The sequence below is a fragment of the Thalassospira sp. UBA4513 genome (assembly GCF_002388495.1).
In the GTDB taxonomy this organism is placed as follows: Bacteria; Pseudomonadota; Alphaproteobacteria; order Rhodospirillales; family Thalassospiraceae; genus Thalassospira; species Thalassospira tepidiphila.
On the sequence record NZ_DGMR01000001.1, the window covers coordinates 68,509 to 86,954 of the forward strand.

An 18,446-nucleotide genomic window follows, 5' to 3' on the forward strand; every position below is an offset into this window, starting at 1 on the left:
AAGACCGGCGAGTAACAGGGCGGATATGCGCTGCCGACCTCGCCGGTCTGGATCATACACGAAATGGTGGCAAACGCACCATTCCGAACAGATGTTTTATTTGTTCAGCTGCTCAGCAACTTCGGCAGCAAAGTCTTTTTCTTCGCGTTCGATGCCTTCACCGAGTTCGAAGCGAACAAAGCCCTTAAGGGTGATCGGCTTGCCAGCTTCTTTGGCAGCGTTCTCAATCACGGTTTTGACTTTGTTTTCACCGTCAATCACGAAGGTCTGTTCAACCAGAACAACCTGCTCGTAATATTTACGGATACGACCTTCGATCATCTTTTCGATGATTTCTGCCGGACGGCCGGATTCTTTGGCCTGTTCGGTCAGAACAGCTTTTTCACGCTCTACCAGTTCCGGATCAAGATCATCGACGGTTGCCGATGCCGGATTGGTTGCAGCAATGTGCATCGCGATCTGTTTGCCAAGGCCTTCGAGAACGCCAGCGTCTGCTTCGGATTCAAGCGCAACCAGAACACCGATCTTACCCAGATCAGTGGCAACAGCGGAGTGAACGTAGGAAGCAACAACACCTTTGTCGACAGCCAGACCAGCCGAGCGACGCAGCGACATGTTTTCGCCGATGGTAGCGATCATGTGGGTGACCTGCTCTTCGACGTTACGCGAGGTACCCGGGTAAGCAGCAGCTTTGAGGGCATCAATATCGCCGTTAGCAGCAACCGCCTGATTTGCGATTTCGCCAACAAATTTCTGGAAGTCTTCGTTACGCGAAACGAAGTCGGTCTCGGAGTTCAGCTCGACAACGGCACCTTTGGTGCCGTCAACTGCAACAGCAACCAGACCTTCGGCAGCAACACGGCCAGCTTTCTTGGCAGCAGCAGCAAGACCTTTGGTGCGCAGCCAGTCAACAGCTGCTTCAAGGTTACCATCGGTTTCGGACAGCGCTTTTTTGCAATCCATCATGCCAGCGCCGGTGGTTTCGCGAAGCTCTTTAACGAGAGCAGCGGTAATAGCCATTTTTAAAGCCCCTAAGTACGCGATCAGGTTAACACCTAACAAAACGGCGGCATGCTAGCCGCCGTTTCATCAGGTACAAAATGAAACTTATGCGGAAGCTTCTTCTGCAGCTTCGGAAGCAGCAGCTGCCTCGGCCGGAACTTCTTCCGCTTCGCCAAGGTCTGCGCCAGAAGCAGTCATTTCTTCCTGGATGCCGTCCAGAACGGAACCAACGAACAGATCGCAATACAGCTGGATTGCGCGGATCGCGTCGTCGTTGCCCGGAACCGGGAACTGAACGTTTGCCGGATCAGAGTTGGAGTCGAGGATCGCAACAACCGGGATGTTCAGGTTTTTGGCATCCTGAATAGCAAGCGATTCTTTGTTGGTGTCGACCACGACGATAATGTCGGGAAGACCACCCATGTCCTTAATACCGCCAAGGGCGCGCTCAAGCTTGTCGCGCGAACGGGTCAGGTTCAGGATTTCTTTTTTGGTCAGACCTTCTGCACCAGCGTTCAGGATCTCGTCCTGTTCTTTGAGGCGCTTGATCGAGTTGGAAACGGTGTTCCAGTTGGTCAGCATGCCGCCGAGCCAGCGATGGTTCACATAGTACTGGCCGCAACGCTTTGCAGCGTCTGCGATGATCGGGGAAGCCTGACGCTTGGTACCGACGAAGAGAACACGACCACCCGAAGCGGTTACGTCACGAACGGCCTGCATCGCGCGATGCAGCATCGGAACGGTTTCCTGCAGGTTCAGGATGTGAATGTCGTTGCGGGCACCAAAGATGTACGGTTTCATCTTCGGGTTCCAACGGCGGGTGTGGTGACCAAAGTGGACACCAGCTTCCATGAGCTGGCGCATGGTAAAGGTTGGCAAAGCCATGATAATTCCTACCTTTTTCCGGTTAATACCTCCGCGGAAGGGAATTCCATACACCATGTATGAAACACCGGATGGACGAGTTGCCATATGACGGCAGTCGCCGCTCTTCCGCGTGCGATGTTCGGGCGGGTTTTAATCCCCTCAGCGAGAGATTGCAACCCCTAAAATGCGCACAAATGTGCGGTTCTCAACAGTTCCGACGGACGATACGCGCCAACCAGATGAAATCATCAGATTTCTTCGGCAAATTCCACACCTGGAATCGCGCCAATTGCGCCGATCAGGGATGGGCCAACCTTATAGTTTTCTTCAAGCTCGATCTCGGCCATGCGACCGTCATCGCAAACCGTTGACAGACTGACAAGACCACGCCCCCGGCCCGCCTGTTCAAGCAACTGACGAATTTCCGCGACGGGATCAGGACGGTTCAGGCGAATGCGAATGCCTTCGGCCGCACCGGCAACCGCCTGTTCGAGGTCTTCGACGCGCTGGCCCTGAATGCGCAGTTGGCCTTCGCGCATTTCAGCAGAAACATTGAGCAAAACCGGGCGTCCGGCATTGATGATTTCCTTATACGCCGCCCATGCCTCGGCCCAGAAGGCGACTTCGAAACTGCCGGTCGGGTCAGAGAACATGACAAAGGCGAATTTCGAGCCATTCTTTTTCGAGATCATTTCGCGTGCGTTGATCAGCGTTCCGGCCAGACGGATGGTGCCCTTGTTGGATGCACGCATGCGGGCCGGCAATTCCTTGATCGGGGCGATGCCGATGCGCTGGATGCTTTTGCCAAATGTATCAAGCGGATGAGCCGACAGATAAAAACCAATGGCCGAGAATTCCTCGGTCAGTTTTTCCATCGGGACCCAGTCGCGTTCATCAGGCAGACGGATCTGATCCTTGCCAAAGCCACTGCTGTCGCCAAACATCGAAATCTGATCGTCATTGCGCGCATGCATTTCACGCTGGGCAACGGCGATGACCTTATCGACATTTTCAAACATGACCTTGCGATTGGACGCCAGGCAATCCAGCGCCCCGGCACGTACAAGGTTTTCAAGCAGGCGCTTATTGACCGCGCGGCTGTCTATGCGCGATGCGAAATCGGTAATGTCCTTGAATGGACCGTTGGCTTCGCGTTCGGCAACCAGGCTTTCCATTGCGGCATCGCCGACATTTCGAACCGCGGCCAGCGCATAACGGATCTTGCGCACACCATCATGGTTTTCGACCGAAAACGCGACTTGGGAATTGTTGACACATGGCGGCAGGATTTCGATTTCAAGCCGTTCGACTTCCTGTTTGAAGATCGCCAACTTTTCGGTGTTGTGCATATCAAGCGTCATCAAGGCGGCCATAAATTCGACCGGGTAATTCGCCTTGAGATATGCCGTCTGATAGGCCACCAGCGCATAGGCCGCCGCGTGGGATTTGTTAAAGCCGTAGGATGCGAATTTGGCAACCTGATCAAAGATGTCAGACGCCTGCCCGCGATCAACGCCATTCTTCTCGGCGCCATCGACAAACAGGCTACGCTGCTTTTCCATTTCCTCGGCGATTTTCTTACCCATCGCACGGCGCAACAGGTCAGCACCACCAAGCGAGTAGCCCGCCATGATCTGGGCAAGTTCCATGACTTGCTCCTGATAGATCATGATGCCATAGGTTTCTTCGAGGATCGGCTGCAACATCGGGTGCATGTAATCAGGTTCTTCCTGGCCGTGCTTACGCGCGATGTAATGCGGAATGTTATCCATCGGACCCGGACGATACAGCGCCACGACAGCGATAATATCTTCGAGTGTATCGGGCTTTAGCCCTCGCAGAACATCCTGCATGCCCTGGGATTCAAGCTGGAACACGCCGACGGTTTCGGCGGCTGACAGAAGCTTGAAGGCCGGGCGGTCATCAAGGGGAATTGCACTGATATCAAAGTCTTGCGGGACGTCTTTTCGAAGACGCATCAAATTGACGGCCTCGATAATCACCGTCAGGGTCTTAAGACCCAGGAAGTCAAACTTCACCAGCCCGGCATTTTCAACATACTTCATGTTGAACTGGGTGACCGGCATGTCCGAACGCGGATCGCGATAGATCGGGACCAGTTCATCAAGGTCACGGTCACCGATCACCACGCCTGCCGCGTGGGTCGATGAGTTACGATAAAGGCCTTCGATCTGCATGGCGATCGACAGCAGACGATCAATATCCGGGTCCTCACGCGCGATGCGGCGAAGGTCCGGTTCCATATCAATGGCTTCTTTCAGCGGGATCGGCTTGGCCGGATCGCCCGGGATCATTTTACAGATCTTGTCGACATAGCCATACGGGATCGACAGAACGCGCCCGACGTCACGCACAGCGGCCTTTGCCTGCAACTTACCAAAGGTAATGATCTGTGCGACGCGGTCGTGGCCGTATTTTTTCTGAACGTATTCGATCACCTCACCGCGCCGGTCCTGACAGAAATCGACGTCAAAGTCAGGCATCGACACACGTTCCGGGTTGAGGAAACGTTCGAACAGCAACGAAAACCGCAGCGGATCAAGGTCGGTAATCAAAAGCGCATAAGCCACGAGCGAACCCGCACCCGAACCACGACCCGGCCCGACCGGAATTTCATGATCCTTGGCCCACTGGATGAAGTCGGCAACGATCAGGAAGTAACCCGGGAAACCCATCTGATTGATGATACCGAGCTCGTAATCAAGGCGTTCCCAGTAAGGCTTGGCGATTTCTTCTTTTTCCGCATCCGACATTTCATCGGTGAAGACGTATTTTTCGAGACGGCCTTTCAGGCCTTCTTCGGACATGTGGCGGAGTTCATCGACCTCTGTGCGGCCTTCGCCGCAATCAAAGGGCGGCAGGATCGGGTCGATCTTTTCCACGTGCCAGGAGCAACGTTGGGCGATTAAAATCGTATTGTCGCAGGCTTCCGGAATGTCGGCGAACAGATCGCGCATTTCGGCTGCAGACTTGAAGCGGTGATCGGGGGTCAGTTTCCAGCGATCTTCCTGACCAACAACCGCCCCCTGCCCGACGCAGATAAACACGTCATGGGCTTCGTACATATCGACCGTCGGGAAATAGCAGTTATTGGTCGCGACCAGCGGCACATCATGATCATAGGCCAGCTTGATCAGGCCGGGTTCGACCTGTTCTTCAAGCGGTTCGCCATGGCGCTGCAATTCGATGTAAAGGCGGTCACCAAAGATGTCCTTAAGCTCGGATACGCAGCTTTCGGCCTTTTCGAGCTGCTCTTCACCCAGCAAACGCGCAAGAGGCCCGGTCGGGCCACCGGTCAGGCAGATGATGTGGTCGGCATATTTGCGGATATGTTCGTAAAGGGCTTTTGGCTCGCTGCCGGCCTCGGACGTCATGTGGGCGCGCGAAACGATTTTCAGCAGGTTAAAATAGCCTTCCTTGTTCTGGGCAATCAGAACAAGGCGGTCTGGCATCGGTTCGCGGGCGATTTTGCCAACAGTGGGTTTATCGCCATAGCGTTCCACACCCATCTGCACGCCAAGGATCGGCTGAATGCCGGCACCGCTCAGCGCGCCAGCGAAATCAAGTGCGCCGAACATGTTGTCGGTATCGGTCATCGCAACGGCGGGTTGGCCGTCAGCAGCACAGAGTTTGGCAAGCTCCTTGGTCGTGATCGCACCTTCGGCCAGCGAATAGTTGGTGTGTACACGAAGATGGACGAAACCATTTTCCATCGGAGCCAGACCTCTGAAATATAAGAAAAATGCAGGAGTGCCGCGCCCATCACAGGCGCGGCAAAACCAGCTTAAAGAATTTTGATCGCTTAGGGAAGATCAGCGGGATCGAGTTCGATCAAATGACCGTCGCGCAGCGTCACCACCCGATCCATCTGGCGTGCAAGTTCCGGGTTATGGGTCGCAATCAGCGACGCAAGACCGGTTTCACGCACCAGTGTCATCAACATGCCAAACACCGTTTCGGCCGTTTGCGGATCAAGGTTACCGGTGGGTTCGTCGGCAAACAACACATCAGGCACGTTGGCCAGCGCACGGGCAATTGCAACACGCTGTTGCTCACCGCCTGACAAACGCGCCGGACGATGATCGGCACGCTTTTCAAGGCCAAGACAACGCAGCAATTCCAGCCCGCGCTCTTCGGCCTCGGCCCGCTTCAGGCCTTTGATCATTTGCGGCATGACGACATTTTCAAGGGCTGAAAATTCCGGCAGCAAATGATGGTACTGATAGACAAAGCCGATGTGGCTGCGGCGCATTTCAGTGCGCGCCAGATCAGACAGATCCGTGCTGCGCTTGCCACCGATGGACACAAGCCCCCCATCGGGCTTTTCCAAGAGACCGGCAATCTGAAGCAGGGTTGATTTACCCGCGCCTGACGGCCCGACAAGGGCAACGATTTCGCCCTGATGGATTTCGAGATCAACCGATTTCAGAATTTCGAGCTGATCGGGGCCCTGATTGAAAATGCGATCAATCTTTTCGAGGCGCAGCACAACTTTGCGCGCACGCTGTTCGGCGGTTGTTTTCAACAGATCACTCATAACGCAGGGCCTCCACCGGATCGAGGCGCGATGCCCGCCATGCCGGATAGACCGTGGCAAGGAAGGACAATGTCAGCGACATGATACAGACCATAACGACCTCGCCGACATCCATGTCCGCTGGCAGCTGCGACAGGAAGTAAATCTCGGCATTGAACAGATCGGTCCCGGTCAGGCTTTGGATAAACTGACGGATATTTTCGATGTTCAGGCAGAACAGAACCCCAATAACCAGACCGGAAATCGTGCCCAGCACACCGATGGAGGCACCCGCCAGGAAGAACACCTTCATGATCGATTGGCGGGTCGCGCCCATGGTGCGCAGGATGGCGATATCGCGGCCCTTGTCCTTTACCAGCATGACCATGCCGGAAATGATGTTAAAGGCGGCAACAAGGATGATCAGGGTCAGGATCAGGAACATCACATTGCGTTCAACCTGAAGCGCATTAAAGAACCCGGCATTGGATTGTTGCCAATTGACCAGACGCAAGGATTGCCCGGACAAGCTTGTCAGCAATTCCTCCATCGTGTCATCAAGTGCGCCGATATCTTCAAGCATCACTTCAAAATGGGTGATTTTTTCCGGCAGGCGGAAATAGACCTGCGCGGCCTCCAGCGGCATGAAGATAAAGCCGCTGTCATATTCATACATGCCGATATCAAACAAGCCCGCCACGGTATAACCACGCACACGCGGCACGGAACCGAATGCGGTGACATTGCCCTTCGGCGAAATCAGGTTGACCGTATCGCCAACGCCAACGCCAAGCTTCATGGCCAGACGCGCGCCCATGATAACGGTGTCTTCACCCTTGAAATCATCAAGAGAGCCGAAAACGATATTATCGGCGATTGTTTTGCGTTTTTTGACATCTTCGGGGCGCATGCCGCGCACAATGGCACCGGACGCGCGGCCATTTTTCGATGCCATCACCTGCCCTTCGACCACGGGCACCGTCAGAACAACATTGCCGTTTTTGGCAATCTCGTCTTCGATCTTGGTGTAGTCACCAAGGCCGCCATTACCCTGTGCATAGACCGAGATATGGCCGTTCAGCCCGAGAATTCGGCCAAGCAGTTCTGCCCTGAAACCATTCATCACCGACATGACAATGATGAGTGTCGCAACACCCAACATGATGCCGAGCAAAGAGAAGATGGCGATGACGGAAACAAAGCCTTCCTGCCGACGTGGACGCAGGTAGCGAAAGGCCACCATACGTTCGAACGGACTGAACATGGGCAATCGATCCTTGTGGAAGCGGGTCAGGAAAAAGGTATGAACAAAGAACTTAGCGTTCAAACCGAAAATGGCAACGGGGCAGCACAAGCTGCCCCGTCCGAAAGCATATTTTATCAGGCGCTGAGCTGATTAAGCGCCGCTTCAAAGGTGACTTCGGTTTTCTCACCCGATTTGCGGTTCTTGAGTTCAACAACACCGTTTTTAAGGCCTTTAGGGCCAATGACGATCTGCCAGGGCAGACCGATCAGATCCATATCGGCAAACTTGCCACCGGCACGAATGTCACGGTCATCATAAAGGACCTCGACCCCGGCATTGGTCAGCTTGGCATAGGCATCTTCGCAGGCCGCATCGCATTCATCGTCACCGGTACGCAGATTGATCAGACCAACCTTGTACGGCGCGACAGATTCCGGCCAGATGATGCCGTTTTCGTCGTGGGATGCTTCGATCAATGCACCGACAAGGCGCGACACGCCAATGCCGTACGAGCCCATCTGAACCGGAACTTCGGTGCCATCCGGGCCAAGGACGGTTGCGCCCATCGGTTCGGAATATTTGGTGCCGAAGTGGAAGATGTGACCGACTTCGATGCCACGCGTGGTGACAAGATCATCACCAAGGGCGGTTACGGCCTCGTTGCTGGCATCATGCATTTCTTCGGTTGCGGCGTAATCTTCAAGCGTGCCCTGTACCCAGTTTTCAAGGCCGGTACGATCATTCAGATCAACGCCCTTGCCGGTCAGGTCCTTGTCGAGCCACTTCTTGTCGCAGAACACTTCACTTTCGCCGGTATCGGCCAGAATGATGAATTCGTGGCTAAGATCACCACCGATCGGGCCGGTATCGGCCACCATCGGGATCGCCTTGACGCCCAAACGGGTGAAGGTGCGGCAATAAGCCAGGAAGATCTTGTTATAGGTGTGACGCGCGCTTTCGTAATCGATATCGAACGAGTAAGCGTCTTTCATGTAGAATTCGCGCCCCCGCATCACGCCAAAGCGCGGGCGGATTTCGTCGCGGAATTTCCACTGGATATGATAGAGCAGCTGCGGAAGCTGTTTATAAGAGCGCACATCCTTGCGGAAGATGTCGGTGATCGCTTCTTCGTTGGTCGGACCAAACAGCATCTTGCGATCATGACGGTCGGTGATGCGCAGCATCTCAAGACCGTAATCATCATAACGACCACTTTCCTGCCAAAGCTCGGCCGGCTGAATGGTGGGCATCAGAAGCTCGTTAAAGCCGATCTTGTCCTGTTCTTCGCGAACGATCTGTTCGATCTTTTTAAGAACACGGTGGCCGAGTGGCAGCCAGGAATAGATCCCTGCGGTCAGCTGACGCACCATACCGGCGCGGAGCATCAGACGATGGGACGCAATCTGGGCTTCCGAAGGGGTTTCCTTCAGGGTCGGCAGAAAGAACTGGGAAAGACGCATCAATGCCTCGTGATGATCAGATCTGAATATTTGGGTCTGTAATAACCTTGCCCGGAAAATGCGACAGAGCAGCCCGAAACGCAAGCCGGAACTTGCTTTATATCATCGATGGCTGGTTAAGCGCCAAAGATGGCAAAACGACGACGGCAATCAGCGAAAGCCAGCCTTGCGGCAAGCATCAATCAGTTCAGCGTTATTGGCATCATCGCCAAGTGGCTGATCGTTGAAATAAACCCGCCCGTTGCGATAGGTGATCTTGCCGACATTCTGTTCGCCGCTGACCCCGTCCGGCACGGTAATTCCCGAATATTTGAAGAAGTCGATGGTGACCGGAAATTCGATTTCCTTGGGCAGCGAATTCAAGATGTTGCTGCCCCCATTCAAATCGGCCGGGGCAACCGCATTCCCGCGCACATCGACACCCGGCTTGTACGCCACATCATCATCCGGCACGTGGGTAACCAGTTCCTTGCAGGCAGCACGCGTAACGATGATCGTTGGTGCCGATGCCTCACTTGTTGCTGCAGCATCATCCGCAGCACCGCCATCCGTTTGTTCTGTCGCGGAGGGGAACGGGGATTCGTCCTGCGCGTAGGCCGTGATGAGTGGAGACACCATCAGCATCACCGCAGTCGCAGGAGCCAATAGTCTGATTTTATGACCTAATCCGGCTTTTGAGATAGATTGGACCAATGAAAACTGGGGCATGATTTAGTTTCGTCCTATCTGTGTGCAGTGCAGCAACGATTCATTTGTGAAGTTTGGTCAAAACATCTTGCATAAAAACGAAACATGTGGCTTTTTAGTCGTCCGCTAACGGCGCAAGATCGTTGCGGAAGGCGTATCGCAGCCGCTCATAATATTGCGGGAGGCTTTGTTGCCAATAAGCATACAAGAAGCAGGCGCGACGTCGAAATAAAACCTGTGCATAAGCCCAGGTCTTAGGAGGAAGTATAAAAAGATTACGGGAAAACAGCTATAAAAATAGCGTCTTAGCAAGATCCTTGTGATCTTGCTTTTTTTTTGCTCCTGCACCAATCGACGCGCCAAGCCATGATTTTTCTGCAGGGCTTGCGACGCGCCAAACGACAAAACCCCGCACAAAATGTTGCGGGGTTTTATGTTTTGCGGCGTGGGGCAAACGCCTTATTGCGGCGGCCGGACTTCGATCATGCCGCTGGTGATGACAAACCATGCGACCACCCACAGGATTGCCGAAATCAGACTGGTGGCGAGGATCTTTTTCCACATATGCGGCTTTTCCGGTGCACCGCTGTCATGGCCCGGTTCAACATTTTCGACCCGCTTCACGCCGACCGGCAGCACCATGAACAGAACCAGCCACCAGATAACGATGTAAACAAGAAGTCCGGAAAACCAGTTCATAGGGGTGCCTTCGGGTTGGATGCAGCATCTGAATGTTTAAAAGACGATAGAAACGCCCGACCTGTTTTGCAAGGCCGGACGTTGTGAGGCGGATCTCCTGAGGGGGTAGATCAAACCTGTTCGAGTTCGACCAGGGTTCCGTTGAAATCCTTGGGATGCAAAAACAGAACCGGCTTGCCATGGGCACCGATCTTGGGTTCACCATCGCCCAGAACACGTGCACCACTTGCCTGCAGCTTGTCACGCGCGGCCAGAATGTCATCGACCTCATAGCAGACATGATGAATGCCGCCCGACGCGTTCTTTTCAAGGAAACCCTTGATCGGGGAGTTGTCCCCCAACGGATAGAGCAGTTCGATCTTGGTATTGGGCAGTTCGACAAACACAACCGTCACGCCGTGATCAGGCTCGTCTTGCGGCTCCGAGACCTTTGCGCCCAGAACATCGCGATATTGCGCAATCCCGGCCTCAAGGTCCGGCACAGCAATCGCAACGTGGTTCAGCCGTCCAATCATGGTGTTCTCCTTGCGTCTTTCATCTGCCCGATTGGGGCCAATCTAGGACGGTGAACATCTTTAAGACAACTGCGCTTTTGGTCGAATGCGGTTGCCTGCGTGCTCAATCAGCCCTGCTCTTTCACGCGCGCCAGATGGACTTCGATCAGCGGGCGTTTGCCCATGCGTTGACGCACCGGACGGCGCAGGGCCTGACGGACGGCAAGGATCACCGTGGCATCGTCCATGACTTCTTCGTCATTAAGTTGATCAATGCGATTGCCGATTTCGGCAGCAAATTGATCCAGACGGGTTTCTTCGCCGGGCTCGTCAAACAGGCTGGGGGCTGTGATCATCGGTTCATTGACCATTTCGCCAAACTGGTTGAGCACCACGGTCACAAACATCACGCCGTTCCAAACGATGCGATTGCGGTTACGGAAGGTATCGGCATCGCGTTTGAGCAACCGACCGCCATCAAGGGCGAGAACACCGGCCTCTGCCACGCCGATAACGTGGGCATCGCCGGGCGCCAGCCGAATAACCGTGCCGTCATGCGGGATGACCTGTTCGGGGATCTGGCATTCTGCACCAAGGGCGGCCTGTTCGCACAGATGGCGGGTTTCGCCATGCACCGGCACAAGAATTTTCGGGCGGGTCAGCTGATACATGCGGGTCAGGTCTTCACGGCCCGGATGGCCCGACACGTGGATCGGTTCATCGCGCGCGGTGATGACTTTGACGCCACGGCGAATCAGCAGGTTCTGGATATAGCCGATCGACTTTTCATTGCCAGGAATTTCACGCGCCGAAAACACCACCGTATCACCCGGATCGAGTTGAACCGTCGGATGATCGCCCTTGGCAATGCGCGACAATGCGGCACGCGGTTCGCCCTGTGATCCGGTGCACAGCAAAAGCACCTGATCCTTGGGCACTTCCATCGCGTCTTCGTCGGTCAGAAGGTTCGGATAGCCTTTAAGATAGCCGACTTCACGCGCGGCCTCTGTTACGCGGTTAAGCGACCGGCCGGCAAGCCCGACACAACGGCCGTTTTCATGGGCCGCCTCGATCACCGACTGCACACGGGCAACGTTGGTGGCAAAGCAGGCAACGGCAATGCGCCCCTGCGGGTGTTCGGCGAACAGTTTGGACAGGTTCTTGGCAACGTCGCCTTCGGAGCCTGTTTTGCCTTCCGAGAACACATTGGTCGAATCACAGACCAGCGCCATGACGCCTTCATCGCCCAGTGCTTCGAGCTTTTTGACATCCGATGCCTCGCCAATCTGGGGGTCGGGATCGAACTTCCAGTCGCCGGTATGGACAATCAGGCCTTTAGGCGTCCGGATCGCAAGAGCATTCGGTTCCAGGATCGAGTGCGTCATGGTGACGAATTCGATATCAAAGCAGCCTAGCTGGAACCGCCCGCCCAGTTCGATCACATGGATCGGCACCTGATCGGCAAAATCGGTTTCAGACAGCTTGGCCTTTAGGAATTCGGCGGCAAACGGGGTCGCGTAAATCGGGCATTTCAAACGCGGCCACAGATACGGCACCGCGCCCAAGTGATCTTCGTGCGCGTGGGTCAGGACCAGGCCAAGCAGCTTGTCCTTGCGTTCCTCGATAAAGGTCGGGTCGGGCATGACTACATCGACGCCCGGCAGGCCTTCCTCGCCGAACGAAACCCCCATATCGACCATCAACCATTGATCGTCATAGCCATAAAGGTTCAGGTTCATGCCAATTTCGCCGGAACCTCCGAGCGGCACGAACAAAACGTCATCTTTTGGCAAATACAAATCCACGGAAGCTATATCCTTTGTTTTCGGCGCATCAATTACATGCGGGATAATCGTTCCCCTTGCGTCACGCAAGTCTTTATCCTGTAGGGCGTTCGGTCTGCTGGCTGTTGCGACGATAGATCATCAACAAACCCAGCATGGTCAGATCACCATGCAGATATTCAATTTCATCAACCGCCTTGGTAAAGAGCGGCGCAAGCCCACCGGTTGCGACGACTTTCATTTGGTCGACATTTTGCTGTTGGCGAATACGCGCAAGCAACCCTTCGATCATCGAGACATAGCCCCAGTAAACCCCTGACTGCATGGCTTCGACCGTGTTTTTGCCCACCACACTGCGCGGGGCTTCGATCGCGACCATCGGCAACTGGGCAGCGGCCATATGCAGGGCCTTGATCGACAGGTTTACACCCGGCGCAATCACACCGCCAAGGTAATCACCATTGCCGTCGACAACGTCAAAGGTCGTGGCCGTGCCGAAATCAAGCACCACCAGCGGCCCGCCAAACAGTTCGTGGGCGGCAATCGCGTTGACAAGGCGGTCAGCGCCCACCTCGCTTGGTCGGTCCATGATGATTTTCATATCAAGATTGACCGCAGGATCCCCGACAACCATCGGTTCGACGTTGAAATAACGGCGACACAGGGTCTTGAGGCTGAATTCCGCAGCCGGAACCACGGTGGCGATAATCGCCCCCGTAATCGCATCCTTGGGCACGCCAGACAACGTGAAAAGATGATGCAACCACACGCCCAGCTCGTCCGCGGTGCGTTCGGTGGTGGTGGAACAGCGCCACTGGCCCTTGATGGTATCGCCATCAAAAACGGCAAAGACGATGTTGGTGTTCCCGGCGTCAATCGCAAGCAACATGATGCTTACAAGCCTCCGCTACAAAGCAAGCTATTTGGTTATATCAGGCGGCAAAGAACACTTCGCCAGCCCCGATGCGGTGCTCAAAACCGCTGTCTTCTCTTAGGATAAGTTCGCCACCCTCATCAAGCCCGACGAAAGTTCCCTGAAGTTCGCGTTCGGTCAGGCGGGCGACAACCGGTTTGCCAATGCCATATCCCCGCGCCAGCCAAGCTTCGCGGATCGGTTCAAAACCATCCTGTTCCCAGATCGGCAACCAGTGCGCAACGCGCGCAACATAGGTTGATATCAGATCCGTAACCGAAACCGGGGAGCCCAACGCCGCCAACGAGGTTGCCGGGCGTTCGGCATCATCGGGGAAAAAGGCGACATTCACCCCTGCCCCGATCACAAGGTAATCGGTTGCTGATCGCTGATTGGACGCACTTTCAAGCAGGATACCGCAAATCTTGCGATCATTGACCATCAGGTCATTGGGCCATTTGCAATCCGGACGCACCATACCGCCGGTGACGGTTTCAACCGCCTCGGCCATGGCAACAGCGATCAGGAAGGTCAGACGGGCGGCTTCGGCCAGTGAACAGGTCGGACGCAGCAACAGCGACGAATACAGATTACCCACCGGTGACGACCAGGCACGGCCACGGCGGCCACGGCCAGACGTCTGGGTTCTGGCTATAACAAGGGCGCCACTTTGGGCGCCCTTGTCTGCGAGGCGCTTGGCCTCTTCATTCGTGCTGTCGACCGCTTCCAGTTCGTGAAGGGTGAAACCTTCGGGAAGACGGATCGTTCGCAATGCCATTCTTACATCCCAAACAGCGATGCCGCGGCAACAGCTGCGCTATCCATCAGCGGGTTCGGGAAGAAGACGAAGGCCAGAATGATGATCGTGGCAACCGCCATGATGACATTCATCTCGGTACCATTGCGATCAAAGCCTTCGACTGGCTCGTCGAAATACATGACCTTGATGATACGCAGGTAGTAATAGGCACTGACAACCGAGGTCACCAAACCGATAACTGCAAGCGTCACAAGACCGGCATCGACGGCTGCCTTGAAGACATAGAACTTGCCAAAGAAGCCAGCCAGCGGCGGGATACCTGCCATCGAGAACATGAAGATCGCAGTGATCGCAGCCATCAGCGGCTTGGTTTTCGCAAGACCGGCAAGATCGGTGATTTCCTCGTTCATGCGGTCGTTACGACGCATGCACAGGATGACGGCAAAGGTGCCAAGGTTCATGACAAGGTAGATACCCAGATAAACCAGAACACCGGTGACACCTTCCTGCGTGCCTGCGGCCAGACCGACAAGTGCGAAACCAACGTGACCGATGGACGAATAAGCCATCAGACGTTTGATGTTTTCCTGACGAAGTGCGGCAAACGAACCAACCGCCATCGACAGGATGGAGATCAGGACAATGATCTGCTGCCAGTCTTCGACAGCACCGCCAAACGGACCAACGGCAACGCGGATGAACAGCGCCAGACCGGCAATCTTCGGGGCAACAGCAAAGAAGGACGTGACCGGGGTCGGCGCACCTTCATAAACGTCCGGGGTCCACATGTGGAACGGAACAGCGGAAACCTTGAAGCACAGACCGGCAAAGATGAAGGCCAGACCAACCAGCGCACCCAGCGGCAGTTCACCACCGACAAGCGTATTGCCCAGAACGGTGAAGTTCGTGGTGCCGGTAAAGCCATAGACCATCGACATGCCATACAGCAGGATGCCCGAGGCGATCGACCCGAGGATGAAGTATTTCAGACCCGATTCCGTCGAACGCACGGTGTCACGGCGGATGGCCGCAACAACATAAAGCGCAAGCGACTGCAGTTCGAGGCCAAGATACAGCGACAGCATATCGGTTGCCGATACCATCGCCATCATGCCAAGCGTGGCAAGAGAGATCAGGATCGGGAACTCGAAGCGTGCCATGTTTTCACGCTCGGCAAAGTTCATGGCCATGATAATGCCGGTTGCAGAACCGATCAGGATCAGGACCTTGCAGAACTTGGCAAACGGATCAGCACTGAACTGACCAAAGAATGCCGAACCACCATCACCCATTACCACCAGTGCGATGGTAATGACCTGGGCAGCAACTGCCAGCCAGGATACGGTGCGGAAGGATTTGTCCTTGCCGGCGAAAACCCCAAGCATCAACAGCGCCAAGGCAGAAACTGCCATAAACATTTCGGGCAGCGCGGCCCCGAGGTTGAGCATAGAAACTCCCATGTTCATTCCCCTCAATTCGCAGCCAGCTGGGCGGCTTGTGCCGCTGCAGCCTGGGCCGTTTCGACCTGGTTGACGAGGTTCTCAACCGAGACATGCATGATGTCGAGGAAGGAGACCGGATAGACCCCCATCCACAGAACGATGATCACCAGCGGTGCAAAGATAATCCATTCACGCGGGCTCAGATCGAGGATGGTTTTCAGGTTCTCTTTGGTGAGTGCCCCGAAAATAATCCGGCGATAGAGATACAGCGCATAGGCCGCACCAAGGATCAGACCAGTTGCCGCAAAGAAGGCGACCCAGGTGTTGGCTTCGAACGCACCCAGAAGTGCGAGGATTTCACCAACGAACCCGCCCGTACCCGGCAGACCGACCGATGCCATGGTGAAGAACATGAAGATCAGTGCGTAGCTCGGCATACGGTGGACAAGACCACCATAGGCGTCGATTTCACGGGTATGGATACGGTCATAGACCACACCGACACACAGGAAGAGTGCACCGGAAACCACACCGTGGCTGAGCATCTGGAAGATCGAACCTTCGATACCATGCTGGTTAAAGGTGAATGCACCGATGGTCACGATCCCCATATGGGCGACCGACGAATATGCAATCAGCTTTTTCATGTCCTGCTGCGCAAGGGCGACCAGCGACGTGTAGATGATTGCAACAATCGACAGCGTGAAGACGAGCGGTGCGAAGGTTTCAGATGCCAGCGGCATCATCGGCAGCGAGAAACGCAGGAAACCGTAACCACCCATTTTCAACAGCACACCAGCCAGGATCACAGAACCAGCTGTCGGTGCTTCAACGTGGGCATCGGGCAGCCAGGTATGGACCGGCCACATCGGCACCTTGACGGCAAACGATGCGAAGAAGGCCAGCCACAGCCAGAGCTGCATATTATAATCGAAGCCGTATTCCATCAGGGTCGGGATATCGGTGGTGCCCGCTTCGAAATACATCGCAAGCAGTGCCACCAGCATCAGGACCGAACCAAGAAGGGTATAAAGGAACAGCTTGAATGCCGCATAGACGCGACGCTGACCACCCCAGACGCCGATGATGATGAACATCGGGATCAGGACGCCTTCAAAGAACAGATAGAACAGCAGACCGTCAAGGGCACTGAACATGCCGACCATCATCGTTTCAAGAACGAGGAAGGCGATCATGTATTCCTTCACGCGCTTCTGGATCGCTTCCCATGCCGACAGGATACAAATCGGTGTGAGGAAGGTCGCAAGCAGGACGAAGAGAACGGAAATACCGTCAACGCCCATGTGATAGGAAATGTTCAGACCCGGCATCCAGTCCGCCTGCTCGACGAACTGGAAATCTGCGGTCGTTGCATCGAAGTTCACCCACAGCATCAAGGATACGAGGAATGTGAACCCCGAGGTCCAAAGCGCAACCCAACGGGAATTGCGGGCAACAGTCGCCTCTTCACCATTGATCAGCAGCAGCAGGGCTGCACCGACCAGCGGCAGGAAAGTGACGATCGAAAGAATTGGCCAATCACTCATCGCCCGTTAACCCATCTTCCAAATTGTGTAGGAGACCAGCGCTGCAATGCCGATCAGCATCGCAAATGCATAGTGATAGACGAAACCACTCTGAATGGCGCTGACGCGACGTGCGATGTTACGGCAAGCAGCTGCCACACCATCCGGACCGCAACCATCGATGATGGCACCATCCCCTGATTTCCAGAAGCCATAGCCCAAAGCAAAGGCCGGCTTGACGAAAATCTTGTCATAAAGCTCGTCGAAGTACCATTTGTTCAGCGCGAAGCGGTAAACACCGTTGAAGGTGTTGGCCAGCGTGCGCGGAAGCGACGGGACGAGCTTGTACATGACAATCGCAAGCGACAGACCAGAGATCATGGCAACAAACGGTGCCCATTTCACCCAACCCGGAACATGGTGTGCATTTTCCAGAGCGTTGTGACCTTCGGCCATGAAGAGTGCGCCATTCCAGAAGGTCAGCATTTCTTCAAAGTCGCCGCCACCGAACCAGTCCTTCGCGAACCAGCCGGCAAAGACAGCACCGACGGTCAGGAACAGGAGCGGACCGGTCATGATCGCCGGGCTTTCATGCACGTGCGCCATGGTGCGTTCATCAGCGCGCGGAGCGCCGAAGAAGGTCAGGAAGATCAGACGCCAGCTGTAGAACGAGGTCATCAGAGCCGCAAGGATACCTGCCCAGAACGCATACAGGCCAACGCCGGTATGTGCCCCATAGGCGCTTTCAAGGATAAGGTCCTTGGAATAGTAACCCGCAAAGCCCGGAACACCGGTAATCGCCAACGTCCCGATCACCATCACAGCAAAGGTCAGCGGAACCATTTTGGCGATGCCGCCCATCTTGCGCATGTCCTGTTCATCAGACATGGCATGGATGACCGAACCGGCACCAAGGAACAGAAGCGCCTTGAAGAAGCCGTGTGTCATCAGGTGGAAGACACCTGCCGAATAGGCCGACACGCCGCAGGCAAAGAACATATAGCCCAGCTGCGAACAGGTCGAATAGGC

General features: G+C 55.1%; 15 protein-coding genes. All 15 read right to left on the reverse strand.

Going from position 1 to position 18,446, the window contains the following annotated elements; translation table 11 throughout:
* Nucleotides 1-96 precede the first annotated feature (96 nt).
* Complete coding sequence (gene tsf, locus B2T33_RS00365; RefSeq protein WP_008891205.1) at nt 97-1,020, reverse strand: translation elongation factor Ts; 924 nt, start codon at nt 1,018-1,020, stop codon at nt 97-99.
* A gap of 87 nt (nt 1,021-1,107) precedes the next feature.
* A complete protein-coding gene (rpsB, locus tag B2T33_RS00370) occupies nt 1,108-1,887 on the reverse strand; it encodes a 30S ribosomal protein S2 (protein WP_008891206.1) in 780 nt (259 codons plus the stop codon).
* A gap of 230 nt (nt 1,888-2,117) precedes the next feature.
* On the reverse strand, nt 2,118-5,603 hold the full coding sequence (dnaE, locus tag B2T33_RS00375; protein WP_197147396.1) for a DNA polymerase III subunit alpha: 3,486 nt from the start codon (nt 5,601-5,603) through the stop codon (nt 2,118-2,120).
* 89 nt (nt 5,604-5,692) lie between these two features.
* A complete protein-coding gene (locus B2T33_RS00380; protein ID WP_008891210.1) occupies nt 5,693-6,427 on the reverse strand; it encodes an ABC transporter ATP-binding protein in 735 nt (244 codons plus the stop codon).
* On the reverse strand, nt 6,420-7,670 hold the full coding sequence (locus B2T33_RS00385) for a lipoprotein-releasing ABC transporter permease subunit (protein WP_063089389.1): 1,251 nt from the start codon (nt 7,668-7,670) through the stop codon (nt 6,420-6,422). The genes B2T33_RS00380 and B2T33_RS00385 overlap by 8 nt, the downstream gene beginning before the upstream one ends.
* Nucleotides 7,671-7,786: 116 nt before the next feature.
* A complete protein-coding gene (gene proS / locus B2T33_RS00390; RefSeq protein ID WP_197147395.1) occupies nt 7,787-9,112 on the reverse strand; it encodes a proline--tRNA ligase in 1,326 nt (441 codons plus the stop codon).
* A 150-nt stretch (nt 9,113-9,262) separates the two neighbouring features.
* The gene (locus B2T33_RS00395; RefSeq protein ID WP_252724113.1) at nt 9,263-9,730 is read right to left on the reverse strand and encodes a hypothetical protein; all 468 of its coding nucleotides are present in this window, start codon (nt 9,728-9,730) and stop codon (nt 9,263-9,265) included.
* 528 nt (nt 9,731-10,258) lie between these two features.
* Entirely contained in the window at nt 10,259-10,498 is a 240-nt protein-coding gene (locus B2T33_RS00400) for a DUF1467 family protein (protein WP_008891214.1), read from the reverse strand.
* 110 nt (nt 10,499-10,608) lie between these two features.
* Nucleotides 10,609-11,013, reverse strand: a complete 405-nt coding sequence (gene mce, locus B2T33_RS00405) for a methylmalonyl-CoA epimerase (protein ID WP_008891215.1) — start codon at nt 11,011-11,013, stop codon at nt 10,609-10,611.
* A gap of 107 nt (nt 11,014-11,120) precedes the next feature.
* Nucleotides 11,121-12,797, reverse strand: a complete 1,677-nt coding sequence (locus B2T33_RS00410) for a ribonuclease J (RefSeq protein ID WP_197147393.1) — start codon at nt 12,795-12,797, stop codon at nt 11,121-11,123.
* 73 nt (nt 12,798-12,870) lie between these two features.
* Entirely contained in the window at nt 12,871-13,665 is a 795-nt protein-coding gene (locus tag B2T33_RS00415; RefSeq protein WP_008891217.1) for a type III pantothenate kinase, read from the reverse strand.
* A 43-nt stretch (nt 13,666-13,708) separates the two neighbouring features.
* Entirely contained in the window at nt 13,709-14,467 is a 759-nt protein-coding gene (locus tag B2T33_RS00420) for a biotin--[acetyl-CoA-carboxylase] ligase (protein WP_286790882.1), read from the reverse strand.
* A 2-nt stretch (nt 14,468-14,469) separates the two neighbouring features.
* Entirely contained in the window at nt 14,470-15,909 is a 1,440-nt protein-coding gene (gene nuoN, locus B2T33_RS00425; protein ID WP_232308431.1) for an NADH-quinone oxidoreductase subunit NuoN, read from the reverse strand.
* A gap of 11 nt (nt 15,910-15,920) precedes the next feature.
* A complete protein-coding gene (locus B2T33_RS00430) occupies nt 15,921-17,438 on the reverse strand; it encodes an NADH-quinone oxidoreductase subunit M (RefSeq protein ID WP_008891220.1) in 1,518 nt (505 codons plus the stop codon).
* A 6-nt stretch (nt 17,439-17,444) separates the two neighbouring features.
* On the reverse strand, nt 17,445-18,446 hold a 1,002-nt coding region (locus tag B2T33_RS00435), incomplete at its 5' end, for a proton-conducting transporter membrane subunit (protein WP_286790883.1).